Consider the following 26,446-nt stretch of genomic DNA (forward strand, 5'->3'; position numbering starts at 1 on the left):
CATAAGGAGATACATAACGATTCTTACGATTCAACCAAAACCAATATTGCAGGTGAACTGCCATGGATGATCATTTACAACCTTTAATCCGTCAGCTGATCAAAAAACATCACACCAACTGCCCCTTTGAAATAGCGGCTTCCTTGGGCATACATATTCGGTTCGCGGATTTAGGCCAGACGACCAAAGGACTGTATTTCCGTAAACTAAGACGGAGATTCATCGTCATCCACAATCAGCTGCCGCCGCCGTGGCAGCGCTTCGTATGCGCGCATGAGCTGGGGCATGACCGTCTTCATAAGGGAATCAGCCGTTTTTTTCTGGAGGAGCATTCCTATTTCAGCCCGGGCAAGCTGGAGCGGCAAGCGAACCGCTTTGCCATTGCCCTGTTGACCGCAGGTCTCGCGCCCGGACCCGGAGAGTCCCTGCACGAATTCTATCTGAGAGCCGGCATTCCGCAAGAAATGCTATATTTTTTTAGATTTTAAACGAACATACGTTCCTGATTAGCATCCATTCTTTACTTTCATTCAACCACCGATGGGCAAAAAAGAACCCGCCTTTGGCTTGTCGCCAAAAGCGGGCTGCTGGGGAAGCCAATGCTTCCATTGGATAAGAAATTATCCGTGAGGAAGGCAGAGAGACTTCATCTATTATTGGGTCCGTTTAACTGCGCTCATAACGGTTCAAAGATAGCAACCTGCCGCTTGCCAATCTTCAGATGTTGAATTCTTTTAAACCGGTCATGCTTTAATTTCTGGCCTTTGTCGGATATGACGGCAACCACCGAACGGGCGGGATCCAGGATCGCATGTATGCCGTTAAAAAAATCCTCCACCGGCGCCTGGCTTCCGCCGCTCCAGCTAACCATGTCCCCGTAAGGGAGATCGGTCATGACGATCTGGGTCCCCTTGCAGGAGGCCAGGCTTTCCTGCGGTTGGGGCTGGGTAATATCGGCTTGAAAACAAACCGTTTCTTCCAAACGGGACATTCTTATCAGCTCCCGCAGTCGGTCAGCGCTTTCCAGCGCATCCTGATGGGATGGCTTATGATAGAGCGCCAACAGCTCTTTCAGCTGTTCGGTGCGTTGTTCCAGCCCCTCTTCACGGAGCAGCGACAGGTTCTTCCCGGCGATGCCGAGCACCTCCGCGTTAATGTCCGAGCCGATCACGCGGCGAATGCGCCGCCCGTGCAGCAGGCCCACCACCGTCAACAGATACGCCCCGCCGCAGCAGGGATCGTATAAGGTATAAGGCCCCTGTACGCCTTTTTCCTCTAATATATGAAAGCACCGCTGGGCAATCTCGCTGGCCAGCCTGACGGGAAACGACGTTGTTCCCTGCGCATTATACAGCACCCGGCCGCTCGCGAAATCCTCGTAGCTGCGCTGGGCTGATTCATAGATATATTCCATTCGAACGATTCCTTCCATCCGGCTAAAGCCTGAGTAGTTTCCAATGATTCCTCATACAGATTAACATCCCTTGGCCATATCTCAAAATCCGGTTGAGGCTCCCTGCTCACAGTTTCAACGAACGGCTTACCTTTCCCTTCGATAAGGCAGAAATGACGGTTCGGCATGCGTAAAACCGCAATAATGTCGCGGTGGAAGCATGATCACAGCTAACAGAAGCTTCAGCCTGCCGCCTCTATTTATCCAGATGGGACATATAATCAAACGCCGTCGTGCCGTACACGTTCTTGAAATGCCGGTTCAAGTGGGCAAGATCCGTGAAGCCGCATTGGGTCACGGCTTGATAAACATCCCGGCTGTCCTCGATCAGATGCTTGGCGCGCTCCACTTTGCAGTTCAAATAATACTGATAGGGCGACAGCCCCGTATTCGCTTTGAAGGTTCGGATGAACTGATACTTCGACATCCCGAACTCCCCGCTCAATTCGTCCAGACGGAGGACATGCTCCAGATGATCGTGCATCATGTCTTTCGCCTTCCGCGTAAATACGCTGTCCTTCCTGCCGTCCGGGTTCAGTATATCCTCGTTAAAATGCCCCGCCAAGCCCAGCAGCAGCTCGCTGCTCTTAGCCTCCGGCTGACCCGTGAAGATCGACCTCGTCACATCCAGAATGCTCTGCCGCAGTCCCGCATGATATACGATCGGAGATTGGAACCGCACGATATCCTGTTTCTGAGTCAATTCCAGAAAGAGCTCCGGATGAATATAGATCATCACATAGTCGATGCCCGTTCGTTCCTGGGACCAGCCATCATGATTCTGCTCCGGATGGAACAGCATGACCCCGCTTTGGTAAGAAGCCTGCTGGCTGCCGTCAAGGACGTACTTCTGTATGCCGCGAAGCGTAACGCCGAGGGCATACTCCTCGTGGTAATGCTTCTTGTATTTGAAATCCGTCAGGCTCGCGGACAATGCGGTAATGCCCACCGCTTTTTTATAAATAAACTGCTCCATCTTCCTTCACCCCTTTATGAGCTCCGGTATGCCGGATACGACGATGGCCGAATACAGCAAAAACAAAGCCAGGATCGTGTTGGTCGTCCTCCGATATTTTTGCATAATTCCTTGAAAAAGGCTACCGCACACGGCCCAGGTCATATACGCGGACAGCCCGATTAACGATACAGCGACCACAAACGCCGAAACGACAGGGCCTGCCGTATAATACGGCATCACGTAGCTGGGAATGACCGTCAGCGTGAACATTACCACCTTCGGATTGATAAACTGCATCAGAAATCCGGACGTAAAAGAAGCCGTTTGGTTAACGCCGGACTTGGATACGTCCATATTATACACTTGATACGCAAGATACAGCATGAACAGGCAGCCGGCTACCCGCATGATCGGCAGAATGATCGGCATGCCGGAGGACAGCAGCTGGCCTAATACGACCGAAGCGGCGATTAATAAGAAAAAAGCGATAGAGGCACCGGCGATGTAGCGTAAGGTCTTCTTCATGCCGGAGTTCTGGACCGAAGACAGAATGACGATATTGGACGGTCCCGGCGAGAAAGCCACGATAAAACAGTAAATAAAAAACGAAGACAGGTTCATGATGATAGCTCCTAACAAAGGAATTTCCTTTGTCATTATAGAGCCGGACGCGAAGCGGGGCATAGTACATTATTGCAGCAGAACAAGAGCCGTAACGAGTACGGCCCTTAAGCGAAAATCATTTCATGATACCGTCCTTAATGACCGGACTGGTGCATCTTCGGTTGCTCCTGCGCATGCGCGCTGCCGGATAAATTGAGCAGCACAACGCCTGCGATGATCAGCAGAATCGAGAATACCTTGAGCCCGTTGATCTGCTCCGCAAAGAACATGTAACCGATCAGCGTAATGATCATGATCCCGAGTCCCGACCAGATCGCGTAAGCCACGGATATTTCAATCTGCTTCAGGCTCAATGTCAGGAAGCTCAAGCTGCAAATATAGAACACGACCAGCAGCACGCTTGGCAGCGGTTTGCTGAATCCTTCCGATAGCTTCATGTTCAGCGTGCCCGCCACCTCGAACAGAATAGCCAAACTTAGATAGACCCAATGCATAATCTCAAGACCCCTTCCGTTTCTCAGCGGCAATGCCGAACAATAAAATATCCATGACGGACTGCAGCAGCTCCCCCAGCGGCAGTTGATGCTTCACCGTCGCCCTCGAATCGTAAATCTGATGGAGCGACCCGAGGTACAGGTCGATGAACAGCGGCATATGAATCCGCTTGATGCTGCCTTCAGCCATGCCCTGCTCCATCAGCTCGGTGACAATGTCCCATTCTTCCCGGAAAAAGGTGTCCAGCTTCTCCCACTGCGGATAATGCGACCGCTTCAGATCCGGCAGCATCCCCAAATCCATCTTCTCCGTCTCCTGAGGCAGGCAGATCAGGATCTGATGGATTTTCTCCAGAACGGTAAGCGTCTCGTCCGCCGCAATTTCGCGTTCGCGCAGCTGGATGTGACGAATCATTCCGTCAATGATATGCTCAACGATTTCTTCCTTGGATGAAAAATGCTCATATATCGTCCGTTTGCTAATCGCAAGGCCGCGGGCCAGATCACTGACCGTAAACGTAAACCCCTGCCGCTGAATCAAACGGATCGTTTCATTTAATATTCGCTCGCGCAAGTGACCAAACCCTCTTTCTGGTACTGAAAATACTTTATTGGTACCATTAGTATTATAACGCCTCAATCAGCATAAAATCCAGACCCTCTGGAGTTATCAACAAAAAAAGAGCCTGCTTACAAGCCGTAAGCAGGCCCTTGTCCGGAGAACAACGGTTTAATCAAACCGCACGTCGCCAATGCCGAACCAAGGAAAATATCCGGCCGCCATATAGGCGCAGCAGGCGGCGGCTGCCAGTAAACCGACGACCAGAAGATCGTAGCGGGAATATCGTGACGGGTAATAATACGTTCGGGCCTTCGCCCGGTCCCCGTCAAATTGCTTCGCCTCCATCGCAGCAGCCACCCGGTGTGCCCGGCGGATGCTTTGCGCCAGCAGCGGCACCACATACATGCCTGCACGGTTCACCATGCCGCGAACTCCCCGAATCGGGCGGACTCCCCGTACCTTCAAAGCCTGGCGGCGGATCACATATTCCTCCCAGACCATCGGCAACAGCCGGATCGAGGCCATGAAGCTGTACGCATACTTCGGCGCCAGCCTCAGCTTTTGCATCAGGCTGTAGAACAAATCCACCGAGGACGTTGTCGTCACGAGCAGCAGCCCTTCTGACGCAAAGGCAATCCCCTTAAAGCCCAGATGCAGTCCCCGATAGAAGCTTTCTTCCGATACCCGGAACAATCCCCATTCCCACCAGATCGTCTCCCCCTTACCGAACAGCATCATGGAAGAGGCGGACGATATGAAGGCAAGCAGGAACGGAATGAAAAACAGCAGCATCTTCCACGGCTTCACCCCGCTGAGCACCACGAGGCAAATCATAAAGATAAAGGCCTGATACATGACGAAATCAAGATCATGGGTCAGCACCGTCATAAAAAACAGCGCACAGATCAGTCCCAGCTTCACCACCGGATTCGCCCGGTGCAGCCAAGTGATCCGCACAGGATTCCATATATTCATGCGTTCACCCCCGTATGGAGATGACCGGATGCAGCCAGCGTATCCCGCGACGCATCGGTATGATTCGCTTTGCCCGTCTCCCGTCCGTATTCCGTCCCGCTACACCAGCGCGGGGAAGGCAAACTTGACGTCAACCGCCCTTCCCGAATCTCCCAGATGTGCGTGGCCGCCCGCTGCGCGATCTCCATTTCATGGGTCACCATGAGAATGGCGGTTCCGGCGCGGCGCAGCCGTTCGCACATCTCCAGAATCGCGAACGTGTTCCGCGCATCCTGTCCGAAGGTCGGTTCATCCAGGAGCAGGACGGCCGGCTGCCTTGCCATGGCCGTGGCAACGCTCAGCCGGCGCTTCTGGCCTGTCGACAGCTGGTACGGGTGCCTGTTATCCATGCCGTCCAGCCCAAAGCGTTCCAGGCAGCGGTCGGCCCGTGCCTTCGCTTCTTCCGGCGGCATATGGTCCACCAGCAGCGAGTACATCACCTCATCGCCGATACGTTCCGTCAGAAACTGAAGCTCCGGATTCTGAAACACGAATCCGATTTGGCGCAGCTGCCGCTCTCTCTTCTTCCGCACTTTCCTGCGCTTGCCCTGGATGACCTCCTCCCCGCAGAGCACATAGGTCCCTTCGGCGCGCAGGAGCCCCATCAAACTGAGCAGCAACGAGCTTTTGCCTGCGCCGTTGGGCCCGATCACCGCAATGAAATCTCCGGGATATACCTCAGCCGAAGGAAGAGAGACGACCGGTTTCTCCCATCGCAGTCCCCGGAAATCATCTAACCGAATGACAGGCTCCCCAAGGTGGGCAAACGATGAGTCTGCCTCAGGCAAGAGACTTCCCAGCTCATCGCCTGGCGCGTCTACCGGAGCAAACAGCTCCCGTCCTGCCCGAGACTCCGCATAATCCTCCCATACGCCGGGATACCAGATGCCATACGCCTGAAGCTCGCGCGCATACTCGGCGAATATCGCTGCCGGCGGACCATCGCCCAGAATGGCGCCATCCGGGGTGAACAGCACCACGCGGTCCACGTATTGGGCCATTTCTTCAATCCGGTGCTCCACGATAATCAGCGTACGCCCTTCCGATACGGCCTTCACCGCTGACCAGATTTGCTCCCTGCCTTCCGGGTCGAGCAGGGCGGACGGCTCATCGAGGAACAGCACCTCCGGCTCCAGCAGAAGGGCCGAAGCCAGCGCAAGCCTCTGCTTCATCCCCTGCGACAGATGACTGATCGGCATATGCAGCTCCTGAAGGTCAAGCCCAACCTCATGCAGGACGGCTTGCATTCGCTCCTTCATCTCGTCGCGGGGAACGCTGAGGTTCTCCAGCACGAAGGCCAGCTCTTCATCCACGTACGGCATGCAGAACTGGGTATCCGGATCTTGGAATACATATCCCCAAGAGCGAGGCACCAGCTGGGCTTCGCATTTCATCGGCACCTCCGTGGCGCGGGGAATCATCCCGCTAAGCACCTGAAGCAGCGTGGATTTGCCGCAGCCGCTCGGACCGAGCAGCAGCACCTTTTCCCCGCGGGCAGCCGAGAAGGACAAGTCCTTAAACATCAAACGCTCCTCGCCCGGATACTTCAGGCGCAATCCCTCCACATGCACGGCCTGCTCCGTAACCGCCTCCGCGGTTGAAGACGAAACCAAGCGGGCGGCGGTTTTAGACATGACGCGGATCATCCAGTGCTTCATAATCCTTCTTGGACGCAGGGCGCAGCAGGGATGTGACGCCCGTACGGTCCAACGCTTTGGCCAGCAGCAGCATGAGCAAGCCGGCAATGACGGCGCCGCTGAGAATCCGCATGCCATACTTGGCGAGGAACATCCAGGTCTGAAGATCATCGGTATAACTGTAATAGAAGTCCATCACCATCGAGCCGACCGCCGCGCCGGCCCCGGCAATCACCACCGTCCACGCCGAGGTGCTCCGGTAACGGAACGCCGCGAATACCAATTCCGCGCCCAGCCCTTGAATGAGACCGTACAGCAGCAGCGTCAGTCCCCAGCCGCTCCCGAACAGCACTTCCACGTGGGCCGCCGCCACCTCCGCGATGATGGCCACTCCCGGCTTGCGGATCAGCAGGTAAGCGAGCGTGGCCGCTGCGAACCACATGCCGTATAACAGTTCATCCGCTTCGAAGAACAGCGGTTTCAGCAGATTGTAAACCGATCCCCAGAAATGATAAATGACGCCAAGCACCAGCGATACCAGCACCGTCACCAAAATATCGCTTAAACGCAGCCCTTTTCTAGGCTGTACCCCCAATTTTTCCTGCACTGACGTTCCCATAACAACACATTCCCCTCTCCACCGCTATTTTTGTATAAACACAACAAAAAACCGTCTGGAAAAACGCGCAGACGGAAAAATAGGCCCTATGTAGGCAGGGTCGGATATTCTCTACGCTGGCATTACCCAGTTCAGATTAACGGTCAACAGCGGATAGCAGCTGCAATCTCAGCCTGATTCACTCAAGCCCCCGTATTCCCTATTCGGTTTCATGTTAATCTTAAAATACACATTCGTTCCCCAATTAGCAAGAACCTTTTTTCAAAAATGGCTATTTATTGATTTCCGGCTCATTCTATGTCAATATCAGAGTGATTGGCTTTTCCACCAACGTTTTATTGCCGACACCTATGCACAAAGGAGAATGACATGGCTAAACAATTGCTGCGTCTGATGACCGAGCTGTCCTCCCGCAAGTGGCTGTCCCGCATCATGGGGCATTGTTCCCACAGCCGGCTGAGCCGTCATCTAATACCTGCATTTATACGAATCTACCAAATCCCGGCGCATGAAGCGGAGAAGGAGATCCACGAATACCGTTCGTTGAACGAATTCTTTTCCCGCCGGTTAAAAATAGGCCTGCGCGCCATAGACGACACCGCCGATGCCATGGTAAGCCCCGTCGATGCCACGATTTCGGCGATGTGCGCCGTCAACGCCGGCACCATCCTCAGCGTCAAGGGACAGGATTATACCCTGAGCGAGCTGCTCGCCAAGTCACCGAGAATGGAGAATTATATCAACGGTTATGCATTCGTATTGTATTTAAGCCCGACCGACTATCATCGCATACATTCCCCGGTAACCGGCATTCAAGCGGAAAGCGAGCATTTGAAGGGCCGGGTATACCCCGTGAACGATTTTGCGATGACCCATATCCGAAACGTGCTCAGCCGCAACGAGCGCCTCATTACCTATATTGCCCATGAATTCGGCGAAGTTGCGGTCGTGAAGGTCGGAGCCATGAACGTAAGCAGCATCCGTTATGCCGACGAGAGCGTGAAGAAATACGACATTGGCGACGAACTTGCGTACTTTGAATTCGGCTCTACCGTCGTGCTCTTGACGGAGAACGGCACATTTACACCCCGCGGTGACTTGGAACCGGGCTCCAAGGTGAAGATGGGAGAACTGCTCGGTTTGCTGCACCCTTCCACAGCCCGAAAAGGGTAATTCCTTTCGCCTTCCAAGCATGCGCTATAAGCTAAGTCCATGAAACATTCGACGGATGAAGGATTACCGCCTGTTCAGCAGCCGGTAAATGATCCGCTGAAACAGCCGATCCGGCAGCAGTCCCTTGATCCGCGCGGTCAGCCGCGTGCCTCGGGGCAGCGTATAGCGGAACCTCGGTTTGGTCATGGACGATATGCTTGCCACAAGACGGGCTACCTCCTGCGGATCTCCGCTTTCCCTGGCCGTCCGCTCGGAATAGTCCAGCACGCCCTTCAGCAGACCGCTGTAGGGTGATCCTTCCTTGACCGCCAGCTCCCCAAAACTCTTATTCCAGATCGGCGTGCCGTAGGCACCGGGCTGGACCAGCACGACATCGATGCCAAAGGGCATCAACTCCATGGACAGGCTCTCGCCGAACCCCTCCAACGCAAATTTGGACGCCGCATAGGGACCATAACCCGGAAAGCCGACCCTGCCGCTAATGCTGCTCATGAGAACGATTTTGGACCGTCCGGTCTTGCGCAGCAGCGGGAGCATATGCTGCGTCACCGATACGGTCCCGAAGAAATTCGTCTCCATCTGCTTTCGCCAGCCCCCCAGCGGCACTTCCTCCACCATGCCGCCCACCGCCTCGCCGGCGTTGTTCACCAGCACGTCCAAGCGGCCGAACTTCTGCTCCAGCGCCGAAGCAGCAGCCTTGACCTGCTCCTCGGCACATATATCCAATCGGAAGATGTGAATACGCCCGGTAACATCTGCTTGTTCAGCCTGAGCCAACAGCTCTGCTGCCGCCTCAGGTCTGCGAAGACCCGCGGCCACGTCATAACCTGCTTTTGCCAGCTCCAGACTGATCAGCAGTCCGAACCCGCTCGACGCGCCCGTGACCAGCGCAACCTTCCCTGCTCCCGCCGTTACCACCGGATCACCGCCGGCTCCGTCGATGCCACTTTCTCCTTCACACCCGTCACCCTTCCTATATCCATAATGCCTAATCTGTTTCGAGCTTTGCTCTTAAGCGCTTTATGTATATTCCCAATATATCAAATGTTTGCAATGCAGTCCGAGTCCTGACCTATAAAATTAATCCCAATAAAAAAGGGAGCTTGTCAGCTCCCTTTTGCGTGTTTCCAGCGAAATGCGTATATGATAACGGGATTCAACGTCACCCGTATGTAGGCCAAGGTCCTTTAAAACCAAACGTCCTGATGATCCGGATTCGTTGTCTTCATGCGGCGCAAGCGATTTCTGAAAATACCGCAGCCGCCACGACTGAAGAAACGTCCACGCACCCGTCTTCTTGGGCTCATTCCCCTCTCCCCCTTCATAAGAAAAACGTCTATCGACGTACTTGCATAGAAGACAGACCGCATTTAACGGAAGTTTTTCTTGCGATATCAGGAAGGCTCTTGCTTCGAATTTATACTTTCTGATATCTTAAAATGAAACTGTACGTCGTTTTTACCCTAAATCGCTTGCTATGAAACCCATAGTCCCCTTCCACCAAGCAGGTAAGTTATGGAAGGGCGGGGAATCACCGAATTTCGGATGGGCTCTTGCCCGTATACTGCTTAAATTGTCGGCTGAAGAAGAAAATATCCCGATAACCCAGCGCGTCGGCCACTTCCGTTACGTTCATCCCTTGATGCAGCAGCAGATGCTGCGCCCGCTCGATCCGCATCTGAATGATATAGGATTGCACCGGCGTGCCGATCAGCTCCTTGAACTTGATCGAGAAGTAGCGGGGAGACAACCCCGCTCTGGCCGCCAAATCCTCGACCCGATGGGGAACCCCCGGGTGCTGGCGGACGTAATTCGCGATTTCATGGATCGCCTCGGACAGCTGATTGCTTGCTTTTTTGACCACCGGCGCATCCAGATCCGAGCGCAGCAGATGAATCATCAGCTGCTTCAGAATGAGCTGGCCCTCTTCCAGTGAACCATAGGGCTTGTCCAGATACAAACGCACATAGCGTGCAAGCAAATATTCGAAATCCATCGTTTCCGTCAGCTTGCGATAAGATGCCGGAATCTCTTCGACCGGGTCGGTCACGTCAAAATGGATATATGTCAATACGAGCGGCTTCTGCGGATTGTGCGTCGCGCTCGTATGATCTCCGGGTCGGAACAGGAAGCAGCTTCCCTTTCCCACGGTAAAGGGCTCGTCATTTAGCTCGACCGTGCCTTCGCCGCTCCATACATAGAACAAATCGTAGTTCTGCATGGGCCTTTCGCGTTTTTGCCATTTCCAGCCCGGCTCGCAAACGATTTTGGCAAGCGCAGGCATGATTATAAACGAAGACGGCGATGCATTCAGCATCTCGTCATAACCCCCTCATCTCATTCAAAAATTGACCTCTTTCCCATCATACCCGTTTTTTATGTTTTTTGCATGTCCCGCCATGCCAGCGCCATCCGGGCAACCCCTTCTTCGATGCTGGATATGCCGAGATGCGAGAAGCCGAAGCAGGCGGCAGGCGGCCCGGGCGTACGATGATAGGCCGCCGCATCCCGAAACATGACGCCGCGCTTGCGGGCAGCCTCCTGGAACAGGGCATACTCTTCCGCGGAGCGCAGCCAGTTCGCGTAAACGTGAAGGCCGGCATCGCCGGGGTGAAGGCGAAACAAGCCCGAGGCATGGGTTTCCATCCCATGGCGAAGCGCCTCATACCGCGCGCCGTACAGCCGGGTCATTCTTCTGAGATGCCTCCCGTAACCTCCCCTTACAATAAAGCGGGCCAAGGCGCGCTGCTCCAATACGGCTGGCGAGATCGGCTCGTACAGGGCCTTGGCCTGAACGACCGCCTCAACCAGGCTCGGGGGAAGCACGGCATAACCGATGCGGAGGCCGGTGAACATCGTTTTGGAGAATGAGCCGACAAAGATGACGCGTCCCTCGTCGTCCAGCATTTTCAGAGGTTCGATCGGCTTGCCGCCCCAGCGGAATTCGCTGTCGTAATCATCCTCGATAATAAAGGCCTGACGGCTTCGCGCCCAATTCAGCAGCGCCCTTCTTCGCTCCAGCGGCAGCACCGCGCCCGTCGGGTATTGACGGCTGGGGCTTACGACAAGCAGGCCGGCATCCCATTCGCACGGAATCAATCCGGCATCGTCGACAGGGGACGGCAGCGGAATTCCTCCGCTCAAGCTTATGCCCCGGTGGATTCCCTGATAACCCGGATCCTCCATCACCACGTGATCGCCGGGATCAACCAGCAGTTGGAATATCAGGACAAGCCCCTGCATGGAACCGCTGAAAACCACGATATGCTCGGGATCCGCCTGTATGCCCCGCGTGAACCGAAGGTGTCCGGCTATCGCCCGGCGCAGTTCGATATCCCCTTCCGGCGGCGCTCCGTTCTGCAGCTCGGCTCCCCCGCTTCCGCCTGCATAGGATAACGCGCTCCGCCACTCCGAATAAGGGAAATCCTCCATGGGCATCCTCGCATTCGCGAAAGAGGTCGTACCCGGGGGAGGCTCCTTCAGCAGCAGCTGTGCCGAGACATATTCCCCGCTTTGGCTCATCAGTCGCTGCCCCCAAGCGGAGAGCGCCGGCGCCCGCTCGGCCAATGGTGGCTGGCCTGCCGTGGCAGCGATTCCCTCGGCCACGTATGTTCCGCTGCCCTGCCGGGATACGACGTAGCCCTCGGCCATGAGCATGTCATAACACTGCGCGGCCGATCCCCTGGACACCCCGTAGAGCCTGGCCAGCTCGCGGGTTGCGGGAAGCCTCGTGCCTTCCGGCAGCTTGCCGCTATGAATCGCGGCGCGAATCGCGTGGTACAGAGCCAAATATTTATATCGATATTGTTCCACATAGGTCTCGAACGGCAATCCAAGCTCCATGGCGATGTCTCCTCTATTTTGGGATTACGATCAAATTGGACTATACAAATTACTCTAAATTGGCGCTTTTTCCTTGTCAATGAACATCGTATGCTGTTATTCAAAATGATAGGGGGAGCATGTAACCATGAGAAGAGACGAATTTGCGATGGAGGATCCCCAAGAGATCGAGGACTTCCTTCGCGGGATGAGTTTTGGTTTCCTTGGAACAGCCGATGAAGAGGGAATCCCGCGTGTAACGCCTTTGAATTTTGCCTATGTCAACGGAGCGTTCTATTTTCACGGCAGCCGGATGGGGGAGAAAATGGACCATCTCCGCCGGACGCCCGCCGTATGCTTCACCATTGCGGATGAGTATGCCCTCATCCCTTCCTATTTCTCCGACCCCGAGATGGCATGCCCGGCCACGGCCTATTTCAAAAGCGTAACCGCTATCGGCGAGGCCGTGATCGTGGACGATCTGGAGGAAAAGGCGCTTGCGATGGAGGCGCTGATGCAAAAGCTGCAGCCTGAAGGCGGATACCGCGCCATCGACGCGAATGACCGGGCTTACACCTCCAGGCTGAAAGGGGTAGCCGTCATCCGGCTGACTCCGCAGCGAATGAGCGCCAAGTTCAAGTTCGGCCAGAACCTGAAGCCCGATCGGCTCCAAGCCGTCGTCGAAGGCCTGGAATGCCGCGGCAAGAATCGGGACGAGGAGACGGCAGGACTGATTTGCAAGTATCACCCTGGACCGCGTTAAAGCATTACATTTATCCGTGACGGTTCCTGGGGTAGGTGGTATAATGTTAGGCAATGAAAACGTAAAGGCAACTTGTCACCTGCTCTTACCTTAACCAAAAGTATTCGGAAGGAAGGAATCAGTTCATGAACCCATTGGTTGGTCAATTGAATGGAAAAATGCAAGCTGGCAATCCGCATGTGTACGACATGCTCTCCACACTCGGCAGGGAAATCTACTTCCCGAAGGAAGGCATCCTGAGCCAATCCGCGGAAGCGACGAGCCATGCGAAAAAATATAACGCTACGATCGGCATTGCAACCGAGGGCGGAATCCCGATGCATCTGGGCGTCATCCAAGACAAACTTTCGGCATACCAGCCGAAGGATCTGTACCCGTATGCCCCTCCGGCCGGCAAGCCGGAGCTTCGCTCCGTATGGCGGAACAAGATGATTCAGGAGAATCCTTCGCTTGAAGGCAAGAGCTTCAGCAATCCGATCGTCACGAATGCGCTGACGCATGGACTTAGCATCGTAGCCGATTTGTTCGTGGATGAAGGGGATGCCGTCATTTATCCCGACAAAAACTGGGAAAATTACGAGCTGACCTTCGGCATTCGCCGCCATGGCATTCATGTAACCTATCCTCTCTTCACGGACGATATGAAATTTAACGCCGACGGACTTCGTCAGGCTCTGCTGAGCCAGAAGGATAAAGGCAAGGCCGTCGTTCTGCTGAACTTCCCGAACAACCCGACGGGTTACACGCCCGGCGCGGAGGAAGGTGCGGCCATCGTGTCCGCGATTCAGGAAGCTGCCGAGGCCGGCATGAACGTTGTCGTCGTAACGGATGATGCGTATTTCGGCTTGTTCTTTGAAGATTCGCTGAAGGAATCGCTCTTCGGACGCCTGGCGGGCCTTCATCCTCGCGTGCTTCCCGTGAAAGTCGACGGTGCTACGAAGGAAGAATTCGTATGGGGATTCCGGGTCGGCTTCATTACGTATGCGGCTGAAGACAAAGACGTGCTGGACGCTCTGGAGCAGAAAACGCTCGGCATTATCCGCGCAACGATATCCAGTGCCTCCCACCCTTCGCAGACCTTTGTTCTGGAGGCGCTGAAATCGCCGGAATTCCACGAGCAGAAGGAAGAGAAATTCGTCATCATGAAGGGCCGAGCCAACAAAGTGAAGTCCATCCTCGACAGCGGCAAATACGGCGATGTTTGGGAGTACTATCCGTTCAACTCCGGCTACTTCATGTGCCTTAAGCTGAACACGGTAAACGCCGAGGAGCTCCGCTCCCATCTCATTCATGAGTATGGCGTAGGAACCATCGCCCTTGGCGAGCATGATCTCCGGATCGCCTTCTCCTGTATTGACGAGGAGTATTTGGAGGATCTGTTCGACCTGGTCTACAAAGGGATTCAGGATCTGCAGAAGGCTTGATGATCCATGCATCCGAATATATAAACGTTTAGGTAAAATAAAGACCGGGAATTCTCCCCGGTCTTTATTTTTTCTTCTGCCATATCTAAACGCTCGCCCATACACATAGACCAATAGCTACATACAATACCGTGTACTATAAATCAACGAACCGAAAGGGGAATGAACATGGGTGCAGTTGAAGAAGTAAGACACGGTGGATACGGCGGATACGGCGGTGGATATGGAGTCGGAGCAATCCTGGTTCTCTTTATCCTGCTCGTTATCATCACTCGTTCTTTCTGGGTGTAATGACAACCAGATAACAGCTATACTAGAAATCGCAGGTCGCCACACGACGCACTGCGATTTCTGCAGCCAACCCTAACCCATACGATAATTACCGATAGAAGGCCGGGACGCTAACGTCCCGGCCTCTTCCCTTTTTATTCTATTCGTCGTCATCGTCTTCGCGCCGGCTCTTTCGGGCAGCGGCGCTTCGGAACAGGAACACAATCGCGATGCCTGCAGCCATCGTACCGAGTATCCGCCCTGGCGCGCTAAGGATGCCCGGAACGAGCGGAAGCCACAGCAGTACGGCCCAGAACAGCTGTACCTGGAAGATCAGCTTGCCTTCATTGTCGCGGCGAGTTCCTTCCGGAAGCGGATAGACGTGCAGCCAGAACGATTCCGGATGCAGCTTGCGCAGCGCAGACAATTGGAGCCCGACAATCATCAGGCTGATCAGATATACAAGCGCCGATACCAGGCTGTCCCGGGTGGCCCATACGATAAAGGCTCCAAGCAGTCCGACACGGATCAGAATGCCCAGAATATCGCTGCGTGTCAGGCTCTTGATAAGAAGAAAGCGATAGGCGCTCTCCTTCTTCCACGCCAATCCTTTCCCCCATCCGGACAGCCATATCCGCGCATGGACGCGCTGCTCCCGCTGAGGCACATTCACGAACCAGCTCAGCACCATCATAACCCGGCTTGCCTGCCGCTGCTCGACGGCGATTAATCGCTCCCAGGCGACCAAGTGTTTGACGGGAACGGATAACGCGGCAACATACGTGAGGCCGAGCAGCGCCATGAACAGGAGGGCACGGCCCGTTGGATGCCATAGCCAGGCAGCCAGGCTCAGTGCCGGAACGATCCAGCGGAGTGCCCGATAGGCCGCTGCCGCGTTCCGTGATACCATAAGCTGCTCCTTCCAGCTGCCATAGCTGGACAGCAGCTTGAACACGGTCAGGACGGCAAACGTAGCCAGCAGCGTCTTTGGCGAAGCATCGCTGCGTATGTATAGAGGCCATAGAATGAGCAGGACCAATCCCATGCCGATTATTTTATATATGACTCCGCTAAACCATGCTTTGCGGAAATAATCCTTCATTCGGGATTCCTGCGGAATGAGGAACACCGTATCCGCCGTGCGCAGATACGTGCGAATGCTGCTGTTGATCATGAGGGGCGCAAGGAAAATCAGCATGATCCAGCGTATCGGCAGATCTGGCGGAACTTGCTGCAGAAGTGCGGTATACCATGCCGCGAATGCAATCAGCAGGAACAGGAATACGACGGCGACGCCGCTCTGTATGACATAACCCAGATAGGGAAGGATTTCACCCCAGAACTGCCCGCGTCGTTTGACATACAGCTCACGCAGATTCATTCGCCCTTACCGTCCTGAATCAGCACATTGAACAGCTCTTCCAGGGACATGCCCGGTCTTCCCGCTTGATCCTGTATTTCCTTCAGCGTCCCCTGAGCAATGATGCTGCCGCGGTGCAGCACGATGAACCGGTCGCAATAATTCTCGATCGTCGAGAGAATATGGGAGCTTAGCAATACGGATGCGCCGGATGCTTTCAATTCCAGCATAAAGTCAAGCAGCGAGCGGATCCCGAGCGGATCAAGCCCAAGGAAGGGCTCGTCGATGATGTACAGCGACGGTCTCGCGACGAACGCGCACATGATCATCACTTTTTGGCGCATGCCCTTGGACAAATGCGTGGACAGGCTGTCCATCTTTTCTTCCATTCGGAACATCTTCGACAGCTGCGCCGAGCGCGTCTCATAATCCTCGCGGGACACGCCGTAGGAACGAGCCGTAAATTCCAAATGCTCGCGCACCGTCATCTCCTCATACAGCAGCGGGGATTCGGGAACGAAAGCCAAGGCGCTGTGATACGCTTCCGAATGCTCCGAGCGGCTCTTCCCCTGGACCTGGATGATCCCCTTTTGCGGATTCATCAGACCGAGGATATGCTTCATCGTCGTACTCTTGCCCGCGCCGTTCAGGCCGATCAAACCTACCATTTCCCCCGGTTCCACCTGAAAGGTTACGTCATGCAGAACCGGTCGGTTTATGCTATATCCGCCGCTTAATCCTTGAACAGACAATACCGGCTGTTCGCTCATTATCGATCACCTCTTATTCTGAAAAGAGTCCAATCCACACGGATGATGACCTTACCGAATCCGCATAAATCGGACCCAAAAAACAACATCATTGCTGCAAGCCCCTACGCTCGCGGTGGCCGCAGCTTTAGCCCCGTGGAGGCTTGTTCTTCAACCATTTCGGAGCGCCCTTGTTCTTGCGGTCGCGCTCCCGTTCACTTTGACGCTCGCCCGATGCCTTGCCGTTTCCGGACTTGCCATTGACGCTGATGGACGCGGGCTTTCGGGCAGGCTTGTCTTTTCGGGCAGCCCCCGCAGCCGACCCGCGGGGACCTTGACCCCGATCGGTCGGAGCGGAACGCGGGGTTCTTACCTTGCCGCCATACAGGGCGCGTTCTTCGATCGATATGCCCAGCTCGCGATTGAACTTGCGCATGATGAACGTTTGACGGTCCGTGACAAGCGTAATCGCCATGCCGCTCCGCCCCATGCGTCCCGTGCGGCCTGCGCGGTGCGTGTAATGCTCGGCATCAATCGGCGGATCGTAATTGATCACCATGCCGAGCCCTTCGATATCGAGCCCCCGGGCGGCGACATCGCTAGCCACCAGAAGCTTGGTGCGCCCTTCTCTAAACGCGTTCAAAACCCGGCTCCGGGTCATCTTGTCGGCGTCCCCGTAAAGGGCAGCTGCGTTTAATCCAAGGTAATTCAGCTTCGCCTCCACCTCTGCCAAATCCTCGGTGGCATTGACGAACACGATCGCACGGTCGGGATTGTAATGCCGAACCACGCGGCGCAGCATGTCCAGCTTGTCGCGCTCTTCCGAGACGAAATAATAATGCTCCAGCGCGGACGGCGTCCGACGCTCCGGATCGATCCCGATTTCAACGGGCTGATCCATCTCCTTCTTCACGAGCTCGGCCGTCTCCGGACTCACCGTTGCGGATAAGAAGACCAATTGACGGTCGCGCAAGGCACTGCGCAGGATGCGATCCACATCGCCGGCGCCGCCCAGATTAAACACCTGGTCCACCTCGTCCACCACGATCGTGGTCACTTGGTGCATTTTCAGCTTCCGGATTTCGATCAGTTCCCGCACGCGTCCCGGCGTTCCCACGATCAGCTGCGGATGCAGCCGCAGCTTCTCAATCTGACGCTTGGCCGCGGCACCGCCGATCAGGCCGAGCACGCCGATTCCGCGGGCTTCCCCGTAGCGCTCGCTCTCTCTCACAATCTGAACGGCGAGCTCCTGCGTTGGAGCGAGAATCAGTTTCTGGGCTCCCTTGATCTCCGGATCGATGCCCTGAAGAACGGGCAGCAAATAAGCAAGCGTCTTTCCCGTGCCCGTCTGGGAAGTCGCCAGCACGTCCTTGCCTTCGAGTATGGGAGGAATCGCCTCAGCCTGAACGGGAGAAGGCGTGACAATGCCGAACTCCGCCAATCGGGAGGACAAATCCTCCGCTATTCCTAATGTATGAAATGTAGTAGTTCCAGTCATATGTTAGTCCATCCTTTTTTTAGATATCAGAAGTCTATGGTTCCAAAGCGCGTGCTGCCTGATATCGCTGGAGAAACTTCCGTTACGTGCAGTTTGTTTGCTTTATTGAAAGTACAGCAGGCGTTTTTTCGAACGAGTCTTGTTCACTCTTTCTCATTATATGCCAAAACAGGAGTTGCCACCAAATCAATCATGGGAAACGGCCATGCTCTGCGTTTCATGCAGGTTATTTCATCTATGCTTGATGGTCATGCCTAGGGCAGTAGAGCGAGAAACGACTTGGCCGCCGCAGATAGCGGAATGCCTCGAAGCGTTGCAAATCCAATGCTGCGCTCGGGAATCGGCGGATCGAGCGGCACCTCGATCAGCTGGCCTGTTTGCAATTCGTCGTTGGCATAGTCGCGAATGACAAAAGCCAGTCCGAAGCCGCTTCGGGCAAACTGTACCAGCAGCTCGATGCTGCCAAGCTCGAACTCCGGTTTTAACTTCACGCCTTGGCGTTCGGCGAATTGATCCACGTACCTCCTCGTGCTTCCGCCGGTCTCCAGCATAAGCAGCGGGTAGTTCCCGATATCGTGAAGGGACAACGGGTGCGGTAATCCGGCCCGCTCCGCATACGATTTGCCGGCCACTAAACAATCATGGATCGGCGAGCTTGGGCGAAAGTCGATTTGTTTATCGGAAGCCGGTAAATGAACGATGCCGAAATCAATCTTCCCTTCCTTAAGAAGCGACAGCGTTTCCGGGGTGGTTCGGTTGGTGATGCGGATGCGAATATCCGGATAAGCGGCGTGGAAATACTCCAAATGCGGCAGCAGGTAATACTTGCATAGCGTATCGCTTGCCCCGATATTGATTTCGCCGCTGTGCAAATTATGCATGTCCGCTATCGCCTTCTCGCCGATTTCGATCAAACCGAAGGCTTGCTCGATATAGCGAAACAGCACATCGCCCTCGGACGTGAGTTTCACTCCCTTGGTGGTCCGAAAGAACAGCGGACCTCCGATCGTTTCCTCCAAATGCTTAACGGTATGGCTGACGGCTGGCTGGGTGATATGCAGATGATCCGCTGCCCTCGATAAACTGCCGAGCCGCGCAGTCCAATAAAAGACGCGATACCATTCCATATTGATTTCCATCATGATGACCTCGATTTTATCAAATGATAACAGGAACCTTGGATTGGAATTCGAGAGTTCATCTTCGAATTGCACCGTTCCCCGTATTCTTCTCTAAAGAATCGTATAACATAAGCCAAACTAATGTCCACTATTACTAATATCAATTTTATTTATAATCAAGCGGCTCATATAATGAGCCATGTACAAGAAAATGATCGTAGGAGGCGAACACGTTTTGACAGTCACAGCCATTGTAGGAGCCAATTGGGGAGATGAAGGCAAAGGTAAAATGACGGATGTTCTTGCGGCGCAATCGTCGTATGTCGTTCGATTTCAGGGAGGGAGTAACGCGGGGCATACCATTATCAACGATTACGGGAAATTTTCGCTGCATATGCTGCCATCGGGTGTATTCTATCCAAACGTAACGAATATCATCGGTCCGGGAACGGCTTTGGATATGGAGGTTTTGATCGGGGAGCTTCAGGAACTGGAAGCCAGAAACGTTCCCGCTCCGAAGCTGTTTATATCCGAGCGCGCCCAGGTCGTGCTTCCCATTCATCGGCTGCTGGATGAACTCGAGGAAGAACGGCTCGGCGCCCGGGGATTCGGTTCCACGAAACGCGGAATCGCGCCCTTCTACGCGGATAAATATGCCAAGCTGGGCATTCAGGTCGCTGATCTGTTACACCCCGAAGGACTTCGTGAACGGCTCGAGCAGATGCTTGACATCAAGAATGTGCAGCTGCAGCATCTTTACGGAAGGGACCCGCTGAGCGTTGATGAGATGGTCAAGCAGCTATTGGAGCCCTTCCAGTTCCTGTCCCCGTATATTCAGGATACGACCACGCTGCTGCAGCAAGCTTATATGAAAGGCGATCCGATTCTTGTGGAGGGCCAGTTAGGAGCCCTGCGCGACCCGGATCACGGGATATACCCGTTTTCCACCTCCTCCTCCACGCTGGCAGGCTATGCACCGGTCGGAGCAGGACTTCCGCCGTACGCTATCAGCCAAGTCATTGCCGTTGTTAAAGCATACTCAAGCTGCGTCGGCGCAGGCCCCTTCGTGACCGAACTGCATGGGGATGAAGCGGATGAACTCAGACGACTTGGCGGCGATGCAGGCGAATACGGAGTTACGACCGGCCGGCCAAGACGAATGGGATGGTTTGATACGGTAGCCACCCGTTACGGCTGCATGATTCAGGGAGCTACCGAAGCCGTTCTCACCAACCTTGACGTACTGGGGTATCTGGATGACATTCCGGTATGCGTCGGCTATGAATTAGAGAATGGAAGCATCATTGACCATTTTCCGGTAACGGCCGATCTGCGGTCCGCAAAGCCTGTCCTGCGAACGCTGAAGGGCTGGAAATGCGACCTGTCGCATATCCGTTCCTTCGACGAGCTCCCGGAAGCGGCGCAGCAATACGTGCAGTTTATTGAATCGTCCATTGGCGTACCCGTCAAGACGATCTCCGTCGGCCCGAGACGGGATCAGATTATGATGAGATAGCTGATATATGGCTTGTTTTCACTTGGCCAACGAAGCCTTCCAGAATGCGCCGGACACCAAGGGGATCGCTCAGCATCGGCAGATGACCGGTGCTGAGGCTCTCCACCCTGTCCGCCGACAAATTGGCTGCCATACGCTCTTGCAAGGATTCTCCGAACTCCTTGTCTTGGGTGAGCTTCACGTAAAGCTTAGGCACTTGGGGTGCGGATGCTTGAACGCGGTCCGTATAGACCCTACGGGATTCCGGGATGAACTCTGCTGCGATGCGGGAGGCCTGCTCCTCCGGCAAATCGCTGCACAGCCCCTTGCGGATCACGGATTCAGGCGGCTTCGTTCCGGCCATTTTTAATAAAACCGGCATGATGATCCTCTGGGGAAACGGAAGCGCCGAAATAAACGAACCGCCGCTCTTAGGTATGGCGGCACCGATGGCAACGAATCCGGCTACCCGTTCGGCTAACCTGGCAGCCAGCTCCATGGCCAACACCCCGCCCAGGGAATGCGCCACAAGGACGAACTTGTCCGTATCCCATCTTCTCACCTGCTCCGCCATATGGGTTACATAATCCTCCAGCGTCAAATGATGCCCGGGCATCCCTGCAGCCTCTTCCCGCGACGGGTAATCAACCTTCAAACACGGATAGCCCAGTCCTTCCGCAACGATATCCCACACGCCTCCGTTCATTCCGGCTCCATGTAAAAAAACAAACCCCAGTTCTTCCTGCATCATTTTTTGTTGTTTAGTCATGCATATTCCCCTTCCATAATGTACCTTTGTTCCAAGGATTCAATGGAACCCTTGCTGCTTGAGAACATCATATCCGTTAAATAAGACAAATGTTGTCTTATTTAGAGAATAAGATAAAATAAATAATCAAGAGACTGGGGGTTCATAATGCAGAAATCGCAGCGCCTGATTCAATTAATGATGATGATCAATGCAAAAAAGTCGTTTACCGTAAGAGAGCTGGCCGACGAATTCGGACTCTCCGTTCGAACGATATCAAGAGATCTGGATGAGCTGAGCGGGCTCGGCGTCCCCATTTACTCTGTGCAAGGACGAGGCGGCGGCTACAGATTGCTGCAGGAACGGATGCTGCCACCGATCAGTTTCACGGAAAGCGAAGCGATTGCCATCTTTTTTGCCTGCCAATCCCTGAGCTACTTCAGTACGCTGCCCTTCGGTGAGGGAGCCGCCACGGCGCTCCATAAGTTCTATCATTACTTGCCGGCAGATATTAAGGAGCAGATCGACCGTCTTAAGGATCGCGTCATGATTCACAGCCCGTTCCGTCCGATGTCGGCCGATATTTTACAAACGTTAATGCAAGCCGTCATGGTCCGGCAAGCGGTCACGATCTCCTATCGTTCTTCCGCCGGAAGCAGCCAGCGGCATATCCAGCCGATCGGGCTGTATGCAAGCTCGGGGTACTGGTATTGTCCCGCCTACTGTTTTACGCAAGAGGACATCAGGCAATTCAGGGTAGACCGGATGACGGCGGCCAGCCCCAATGAATCCTTACCGATCCGTGAAGATATCGCGAGCCAAACGCTGCAGGACATGCCCGAGATCGGGGATGTCGAGATGAAGCTTTTTGAGGTAGAATTAACTTCCAAAGGGGTCTGGCTGCTTGAGACGGATACACGGCTCGGTCCCCATATCCATCGGAACACGGACGGCAGCGGCGTCGTTCGGCTTGAAATACCGGCAACCGACGTCAACTTTTATTCGGACTATGTGTGGCGTCTCGGAGAGGAGGCAGTCATCACCTCGCCAGCCGAAGCGGTTCAATGGACCCGGGAGAAAATTGAATCCATGAGATTAAGGTATACATAAGGACAACTCAATCCCAGTTGGGAGAAATGAAGGAGAGAATATGCATGACTTCACAAGTGGATCGCTTAATTGAGCGGATAACGGAAGAGCTTCGCGGGGTACCCGGCGTTACAGGAGTCGTTCTCGGGGGATCCAGGGCCAAAGGAACCGCCAGACCGGATTCCGATATCGATATCGGCATTTACTATGATGAAGCCCAAGGTTTCAAGGTGGAGGACATCGCCAAAATCGCGAAGAAATTAGATGACGAGCATCGGGACGGGATTATCACTTCATTGGGCGAATGGGGAGCCTGGGTTAACGGGGGCGGATGGTTAGTGATCGAGGGGTATCATGTGGATTTCTTATTCCGGGATGTGCACCGCGTGTCCGGCATCATCGACGACTGTTCGGCAGGAAAGGTGTCCGCGCATTACCAAACCGGACATCCGCATGCCTATCTGAATGTAATGTACATGGGGGAAATTGCGATCTGCCGCATATTATGGGACTCGGATAACCGCATACAGACTCTGAAAGCCAAAACGTCTCCCTATCCGAAGCCTCTGCAGGATGCAATGATCGGCTATTTCACTTTCGAGGCATCCTTCTCTTTGATGTTGGCGAATAAAACGGCTTCCAGCGATGACGTCACTTATGTTACAGGTCACTGCTTCCGCTCCATTTCGTGCTTGAACCAAGTGCTCTTTGCCAAAAATGAAATGTACTGTATCAATGAGAAGCGTGCGGTGGCCATGATCGAGACCTTCTCCCGCAAACCGGCGAATTACAAGGAACGCCTGGACCAAGTGATCACGCTGCTCTCATCGGATACAGAAAAAACAAAACAAGCCACTGCGCTGCTTCAGGACCTTATAGCCGAAACGGAAGCTTTGTAGGCGCGCATAGCCCTCATTTCTTATTCATCCATTTGTAAGACACACGGTCTGCAAACCGCGGAAACAGCTGATACAGCCTTATGCCAAAGGAGGCCAGTCTCGGAAGATTCAGTTCTTCCTTGCGTTTATGAACCAGCTTTACTACCTGATCCGCAACATAATCCGCCTTCATCATGAACCAGCTTACATTCTTGACATACCCGCCGGTCGGATCGGCCAAGGAAAAGAACGGAGTATCGATCGGCCCGGGGTTTACGGTCGATACGGTTATGCCCGTGTTCCGCAGCTCCTGGCGGAGTGAATTGCTGAACCCTAGAACGGCATGCTTGGTAGCCGAATAAGCCGTGGATTTGGCCGTTCCGATCTTCCCCGCCATGGATGCGATGTTGACGATTTGACCGTCCCCTTGCTTCAGCATGCCCGGCAGCACCGCTTGCGTACAGCGTACAATGCCCATATAGTTGACGTCCATCATATCCTGAAACTCTTCCTGTGGCATGTCCATAATACTTTCAAACTTGCCGTATCCGGCGTTGTTAATCAGCACATCGATTCTACCGTGCCGCTGAAATACGGCCTCCATGACGGACGACACCTGCTCAGAGTTCTGAACATCCATGGTTGCCAGCTCGTGGGGACCGGATAAACGCGCACCCACCTCCTGCAGACGATCGGCCGAACGGGCGCACAGAACAACGTAAGCTCCCTGAGCGGAGAGCTTCTCCGCGATCAAGGCACCGATTCCGCTGGATGCTCCCGTAACAACTACAACTTTATGATTCAGCATGATTTCATTATCCCTTTCCTCACCGGCGCAGCCCTCCATTCTAAAATATCCATGGAGCAGCTTTACGCACGGACTTGGGTTCATTACTCCTATTTTATGAAATCATGACTTGAATATCCAGCTCTCCGATTCCTTCCATTCGAAGCGGAATACAAAGCGCCTTCTTCTGAATAAGACTGGAGGTGCTATCCGACTTCATTACCTTGGGAGGTGTGATATCCACGCTGACGCCCTGGTTCGACAAAATGGTGCTGGCATTGCCGCTGATCATGTTGCCGAGCTCTGAAATCGCGCTTTGCCCCATCTCATCCATTTCGGTAATGACATAGCCGCCCATCATCACCGATACCATCTGCAGCGCTACCTGCTCCTGAATTCCAAATACGATGTCACCGTTCATTTGGCCTGTCATGCCGATTTGGATCCAGATATGATTCTCCATATATCCGATCTCTTTGACCCCAAGATTCCCCGTGGAGGGTGAAACCTGTATGACTTGTTCGATAACGTGTCGTGCGGACTCTAAAAAAGGATTGATGACTTCCGCTTTCATTCCTCATTACGCCCCTTTCACTGGGTTGTTGGTCAGGGTCCCAAAGTCCCACCTATATATTTAAACATTATAATGGATACCTTGTAATAAATCATCACAAAATAGCGACAGCCCTCATTCCGACCACTGTCTTACGATGTCAGCTATCGCTTGGAACGCTTTAGTACGAAGATATTCCTTTCGCTTAAACGGGCCTTAGGTCTTACCTTTTTTCTATGTCTACTTTACTATTATCGGATGGTTTCCCCATCTTTTAATAATAATTAAAATGAAAATAAAAATGTTTTTCATCTTTTTCGGCCGAAAACCATCCGGTTTGCTCCCTTCGTTGCTCCACCGGGGAGAATAACCTATAATTTAAAACATACAGGTTGCACGCGATAGATGAGCGGAAGAATATATCAAGAAGGAGGAAGGCTATGAACATCAGCCAATTGGAAACGCTTATTACCATCTCCAAAACGATGAGCTTTCGCAAAGCGGGAGAGCTTCTTAATCTGACACAACCGGCGGTATCCGCCCAGATCAAGAGCTTGGAGGAAGAATTTAAAACGGTGCTGGTGGACCGGAGCCAGCCCGTGACGTTAACGGACCGGGGCCAGGTCTTCGTGGACCATGCCGAGCAGATCCTCGGCATCGTGGATGAGCTGAAGCAGCGGCTGTCGGACCTTGATCAAACCCCCCAGGGTCATATCCAGCTGGGCACAACCACTTCCATTGCGATTCAGATCCTGCCGCGGGTACTTTCCTACTTCCAGGATCAATTCCCTCACATAAAAACAACCATTCAATCCATGGCCTCTTCCCAAATCTACCACAGCGTGGAGAACGGGCTCATCGACATCGGGATCGGCTATCTGATCGAGCGCAATCCCAACTTAAGCACATCCGTTCTGTATTACGATACCTTTGAGCTGGTCGTATCACCTCAGCATCCGCTGGCCAAGCTTTCCACGGCCAACATGGATGTGCTGGCCGGAACCCCCCTTATTCTGCTAACGCGCGACACCGTCGGCCGCCGCTTCGCCGATGAAGTCATGAAGAAGCACGGCGTCGATCCTCAGGTGGTCATGGAACTGTCCAGCAGCGAAGAAATCAAGCGGATGGTCGAGATCAATCTAGGCGCAGCGATCATATCGAAGCAATCCGTCGCGACGGAGCTGCGCAACGGCACCCTGCAGATCGTTCCCCTAAGCGAGCTTGAAGTCAGCCACCCTGTCGGCGTAATCTATAAGAGCGGGCGTTATGTCAGCTCGGCCATGCGCCAATTCCTTAGCGATCTGAAGGGCATGCCCGAGACCCAATTCATCAGCAGTGAATAATGCCGACCGCCC

27 protein-coding genes and 1 riboswitch are annotated in these 26,446 nt (G+C 54.0%); of the genes, 9 read left to right on the forward strand and 18 right to left on the reverse strand.

Translation table 11 applies throughout. From position 1 onward, the window contains the following. Window positions 1–62 precede the first annotated feature (62 nt). On the forward strand, window positions 63–488 hold the full coding sequence (locus P0X86_RS27770; protein ID WP_096776604.1) for an ImmA/IrrE family metallo-endopeptidase: 426 nt from the start codon (window positions 63–65) through the stop codon (window positions 486–488). 188 nt (window positions 489–676) lie between these two features. Here P0X86_RS27770 and P0X86_RS27775 read toward each other — a convergent pair whose 3' ends face one another. The 8 genes from P0X86_RS27775 to P0X86_RS27810 form a co-directional block, all read right to left on the reverse strand. Continuing rightward, complete coding sequence (locus P0X86_RS27775; protein WP_213579747.1) at window positions 677–1,414, reverse strand: hypothetical protein; 738 nt, start codon at window positions 1,412–1,414, stop codon at window positions 677–679. A gap of 235 nt (window positions 1,415–1,649) precedes the next feature. Then, window positions 1,650–2,429 carry an AraC family transcriptional regulator gene (locus P0X86_RS27780; protein ID WP_213579748.1) on the reverse strand — a complete coding sequence of 260 codons (780 nt, stop codon included), beginning with the start codon at window positions 2,427–2,429 and terminating at the stop codon, window positions 1,650–1,652. Between the two features lie 6 nt (window positions 2,430–2,435). Then, window positions 2,436–3,032 carry a LysE family translocator gene (locus P0X86_RS27785; RefSeq protein ID WP_145040708.1) on the reverse strand — a complete coding sequence of 199 codons (597 nt, stop codon included), beginning with the start codon at window positions 3,030–3,032 and terminating at the stop codon, window positions 2,436–2,438. A gap of 137 nt (window positions 3,033–3,169) precedes the next feature. Further along, on the reverse strand, window positions 3,170–3,529 hold the full coding sequence (locus P0X86_RS27790; RefSeq protein WP_145040710.1) for a DMT family transporter: 360 nt from the start codon (window positions 3,527–3,529) through the stop codon (window positions 3,170–3,172). Window positions 3,530–3,533: 4 nt separating this feature from the next. Continuing rightward, window positions 3,534–4,103, reverse strand: a complete 570-nt coding sequence (locus P0X86_RS27795; RefSeq protein ID WP_277747017.1) for a TetR/AcrR family transcriptional regulator — start codon at window positions 4,101–4,103, stop codon at window positions 3,534–3,536. Window positions 4,104–4,259: 156 nt separating this feature from the next. Next, complete coding sequence (locus tag P0X86_RS27800; protein WP_096776616.1) at window positions 4,260–5,066, reverse strand: energy-coupling factor transporter transmembrane component T family protein; 807 nt, start codon at window positions 5,064–5,066, stop codon at window positions 4,260–4,262. Continuing rightward, complete coding sequence (locus tag P0X86_RS27805) at window positions 5,063–6,739, reverse strand: ABC transporter ATP-binding protein (RefSeq protein WP_277747018.1); 1,677 nt, start codon at window positions 6,737–6,739, stop codon at window positions 5,063–5,065. Before P0X86_RS27805 ends, P0X86_RS27800 begins: the two co-directional genes overlap by 4 nt. Then, window positions 6,732–7,361 (reverse strand): ECF transporter S component, encoded by a 630-nt coding sequence (locus tag P0X86_RS27810; RefSeq protein ID WP_277747019.1) that lies wholly within the window; start codon window positions 7,359–7,361, stop codon window positions 6,732–6,734. The genes P0X86_RS27805 and P0X86_RS27810 overlap by 8 nt, the downstream gene beginning before the upstream one ends. A gap of 91 nt (window positions 7,362–7,452) precedes the next feature. After that, window positions 7,453–7,565: riboswitch (TPP riboswitch) on the reverse strand. 165 nt (window positions 7,566–7,730) lie between these two features. On the opposite strand from P0X86_RS27810, the gene asd reads away from it, so the two are divergent. Next, entirely contained in the window at window positions 7,731–8,534 is an 804-nt protein-coding gene (gene asd / locus P0X86_RS27815; protein ID WP_015737385.1) for an archaetidylserine decarboxylase, read from the forward strand. A 63-nt stretch (window positions 8,535–8,597) separates the two neighbouring features. Here the strand turns inward: asd and P0X86_RS27820 are convergent, their stop codons facing one another. The 3 genes from P0X86_RS27820 to pdxR form a co-directional block, all read right to left on the reverse strand. Beyond that, window positions 8,598–9,452, reverse strand: coding sequence for an SDR family oxidoreductase (locus tag P0X86_RS27820; RefSeq protein ID WP_192570609.1), 855 nt, complete (start codon window positions 9,450–9,452; stop codon window positions 8,598–8,600). Between the two features lie 613 nt (window positions 9,453–10,065). Further along, on the reverse strand, window positions 10,066–10,851 hold the full coding sequence (locus P0X86_RS27825; RefSeq protein ID WP_009594561.1) for a helix-turn-helix domain-containing protein: 786 nt from the start codon (window positions 10,849–10,851) through the stop codon (window positions 10,066–10,068). A gap of 59 nt (window positions 10,852–10,910) precedes the next feature. Beyond that, window positions 10,911–12,377 (reverse strand): MocR-like pyridoxine biosynthesis transcription factor PdxR, encoded by a 1,467-nt coding sequence (gene pdxR, locus P0X86_RS27830; protein ID WP_277747020.1) that lies wholly within the window; start codon window positions 12,375–12,377, stop codon window positions 10,911–10,913. 127 nt (window positions 12,378–12,504) lie between these two features. On the opposite strand from pdxR, the gene P0X86_RS27835 reads away from it, so the two are divergent. From P0X86_RS27835 to P0X86_RS27845, 3 genes are all read left to right on the forward strand, one after another. Continuing rightward, window positions 12,505–13,119, forward strand: coding sequence for a pyridoxamine 5'-phosphate oxidase family protein (locus tag P0X86_RS27835; RefSeq protein WP_096776619.1), 615 nt, complete (start codon window positions 12,505–12,507; stop codon window positions 13,117–13,119). Window positions 13,120–13,244: 125 nt separating this feature from the next. After that, on the forward strand, window positions 13,245–14,543 hold the full coding sequence (locus P0X86_RS27840; RefSeq protein WP_009592117.1) for an aminotransferase class I/II-fold pyridoxal phosphate-dependent enzyme: 1,299 nt from the start codon (window positions 13,245–13,247) through the stop codon (window positions 14,541–14,543). Window positions 14,544–14,711: 168 nt separating this feature from the next. Continuing rightward, entirely contained in the window at window positions 14,712–14,834 is a 123-nt protein-coding gene (locus tag P0X86_RS27845) for a hypothetical protein (RefSeq protein WP_009592125.1), read from the forward strand. A gap of 139 nt (window positions 14,835–14,973) precedes the next feature. On the opposite strand, the gene P0X86_RS27850 is transcribed toward P0X86_RS27845, so the two are convergent. The 4 genes from P0X86_RS27850 to P0X86_RS27865 all read right to left on the reverse strand — a co-directional run bounded on the left by P0X86_RS27850 (window position 14,974) and on the right by P0X86_RS27865 (window position 19,559). After that, on the reverse strand, window positions 14,974–16,194 hold the full coding sequence (locus P0X86_RS27850) for an ABC transporter permease (RefSeq protein ID WP_277747021.1): 1,221 nt from the start codon (window positions 16,192–16,194) through the stop codon (window positions 14,974–14,976). Next, complete coding sequence (locus P0X86_RS27855; protein ID WP_015737390.1) at window positions 16,191–16,943, reverse strand: ABC transporter ATP-binding protein; 753 nt, start codon at window positions 16,941–16,943, stop codon at window positions 16,191–16,193. Before P0X86_RS27855 ends, P0X86_RS27850 begins: the two co-directional genes overlap by 4 nt. Window positions 16,944–17,070: 127 nt before the next feature. Next, entirely contained in the window at window positions 17,071–18,420 is a 1,350-nt protein-coding gene (locus P0X86_RS27860) for a DEAD/DEAH box helicase (RefSeq protein WP_277747022.1), read from the reverse strand. Between the two features lie 254 nt (window positions 18,421–18,674). Continuing rightward, entirely contained in the window at window positions 18,675–19,559 is an 885-nt protein-coding gene (locus P0X86_RS27865; RefSeq protein WP_277749098.1) for a LysR family transcriptional regulator, read from the reverse strand. Window positions 19,560–19,776: 217 nt separating this feature from the next. On the opposite strand from P0X86_RS27865, the gene P0X86_RS27870 reads away from it, so the two are divergent. Further along, window positions 19,777–21,057 (forward strand): adenylosuccinate synthase, encoded by a 1,281-nt coding sequence (locus P0X86_RS27870; RefSeq protein WP_277747023.1) that lies wholly within the window; start codon window positions 19,777–19,779, stop codon window positions 21,055–21,057. On the opposite strand, the gene P0X86_RS27875 is transcribed toward P0X86_RS27870, so the two are convergent. Continuing rightward, window positions 21,044–21,805: an alpha/beta fold hydrolase gene (locus P0X86_RS27875; RefSeq protein ID WP_192570606.1), complete on the reverse strand. Its 762-nt coding sequence runs from the start codon at window positions 21,803–21,805 to the stop codon at window positions 21,044–21,046. The genes P0X86_RS27870 and P0X86_RS27875 overlap by 14 nt on opposite strands. Before the next feature lie 147 nt (window positions 21,806–21,952). Between P0X86_RS27875 and P0X86_RS27880 the strand changes: the two genes are divergently transcribed. Continuing rightward, window positions 21,953–22,894, forward strand: coding sequence for a helix-turn-helix transcriptional regulator (locus P0X86_RS27880; protein ID WP_277747024.1), 942 nt, complete (start codon window positions 21,953–21,955; stop codon window positions 22,892–22,894). A 44-nt stretch (window positions 22,895–22,938) separates the two neighbouring features. Further along, a complete protein-coding gene (locus P0X86_RS27885) occupies window positions 22,939–23,772 on the forward strand; it encodes a nucleotidyltransferase domain-containing protein (RefSeq protein WP_192570604.1) in 834 nt (277 codons plus the stop codon). Window positions 23,773–23,785: 13 nt separating this feature from the next. On the opposite strand, the gene P0X86_RS27890 is transcribed toward P0X86_RS27885, so the two are convergent. Together P0X86_RS27890 and P0X86_RS27895 are read right to left on the reverse strand one after the other, a co-directional pair. Then, the gene (locus tag P0X86_RS27890) at window positions 23,786–24,559 is read right to left on the reverse strand and encodes an SDR family NAD(P)-dependent oxidoreductase (RefSeq protein WP_302621997.1); all 774 of its coding nucleotides are present in this window, start codon (window positions 24,557–24,559) and stop codon (window positions 23,786–23,788) included. A gap of 94 nt (window positions 24,560–24,653) precedes the next feature. Then, on the reverse strand, window positions 24,654–25,112 hold the full coding sequence (locus P0X86_RS27895) for a chemotaxis protein CheX (protein ID WP_009593072.1): 459 nt from the start codon (window positions 25,110–25,112) through the stop codon (window positions 24,654–24,656). 419 nt (window positions 25,113–25,531) lie between these two features. Between P0X86_RS27895 and P0X86_RS27900 the strand changes: the two genes are divergently transcribed. Beyond that, window positions 25,532–26,434, forward strand: a complete 903-nt coding sequence (locus tag P0X86_RS27900) for a LysR family transcriptional regulator (RefSeq protein WP_009593067.1) — start codon at window positions 25,532–25,534, stop codon at window positions 26,432–26,434. Window positions 26,435–26,446: the final 12 nt, after the last annotated feature.

Origin of the sequence: Paenibacillus sp. BR1-192 (assembly GCF_029542445.1) — a bacterium.
GTDB lineage: Bacteria > Bacillota > Bacilli > Paenibacillales > Paenibacillaceae > Paenibacillus_AQ > Paenibacillus_AQ lautus_A.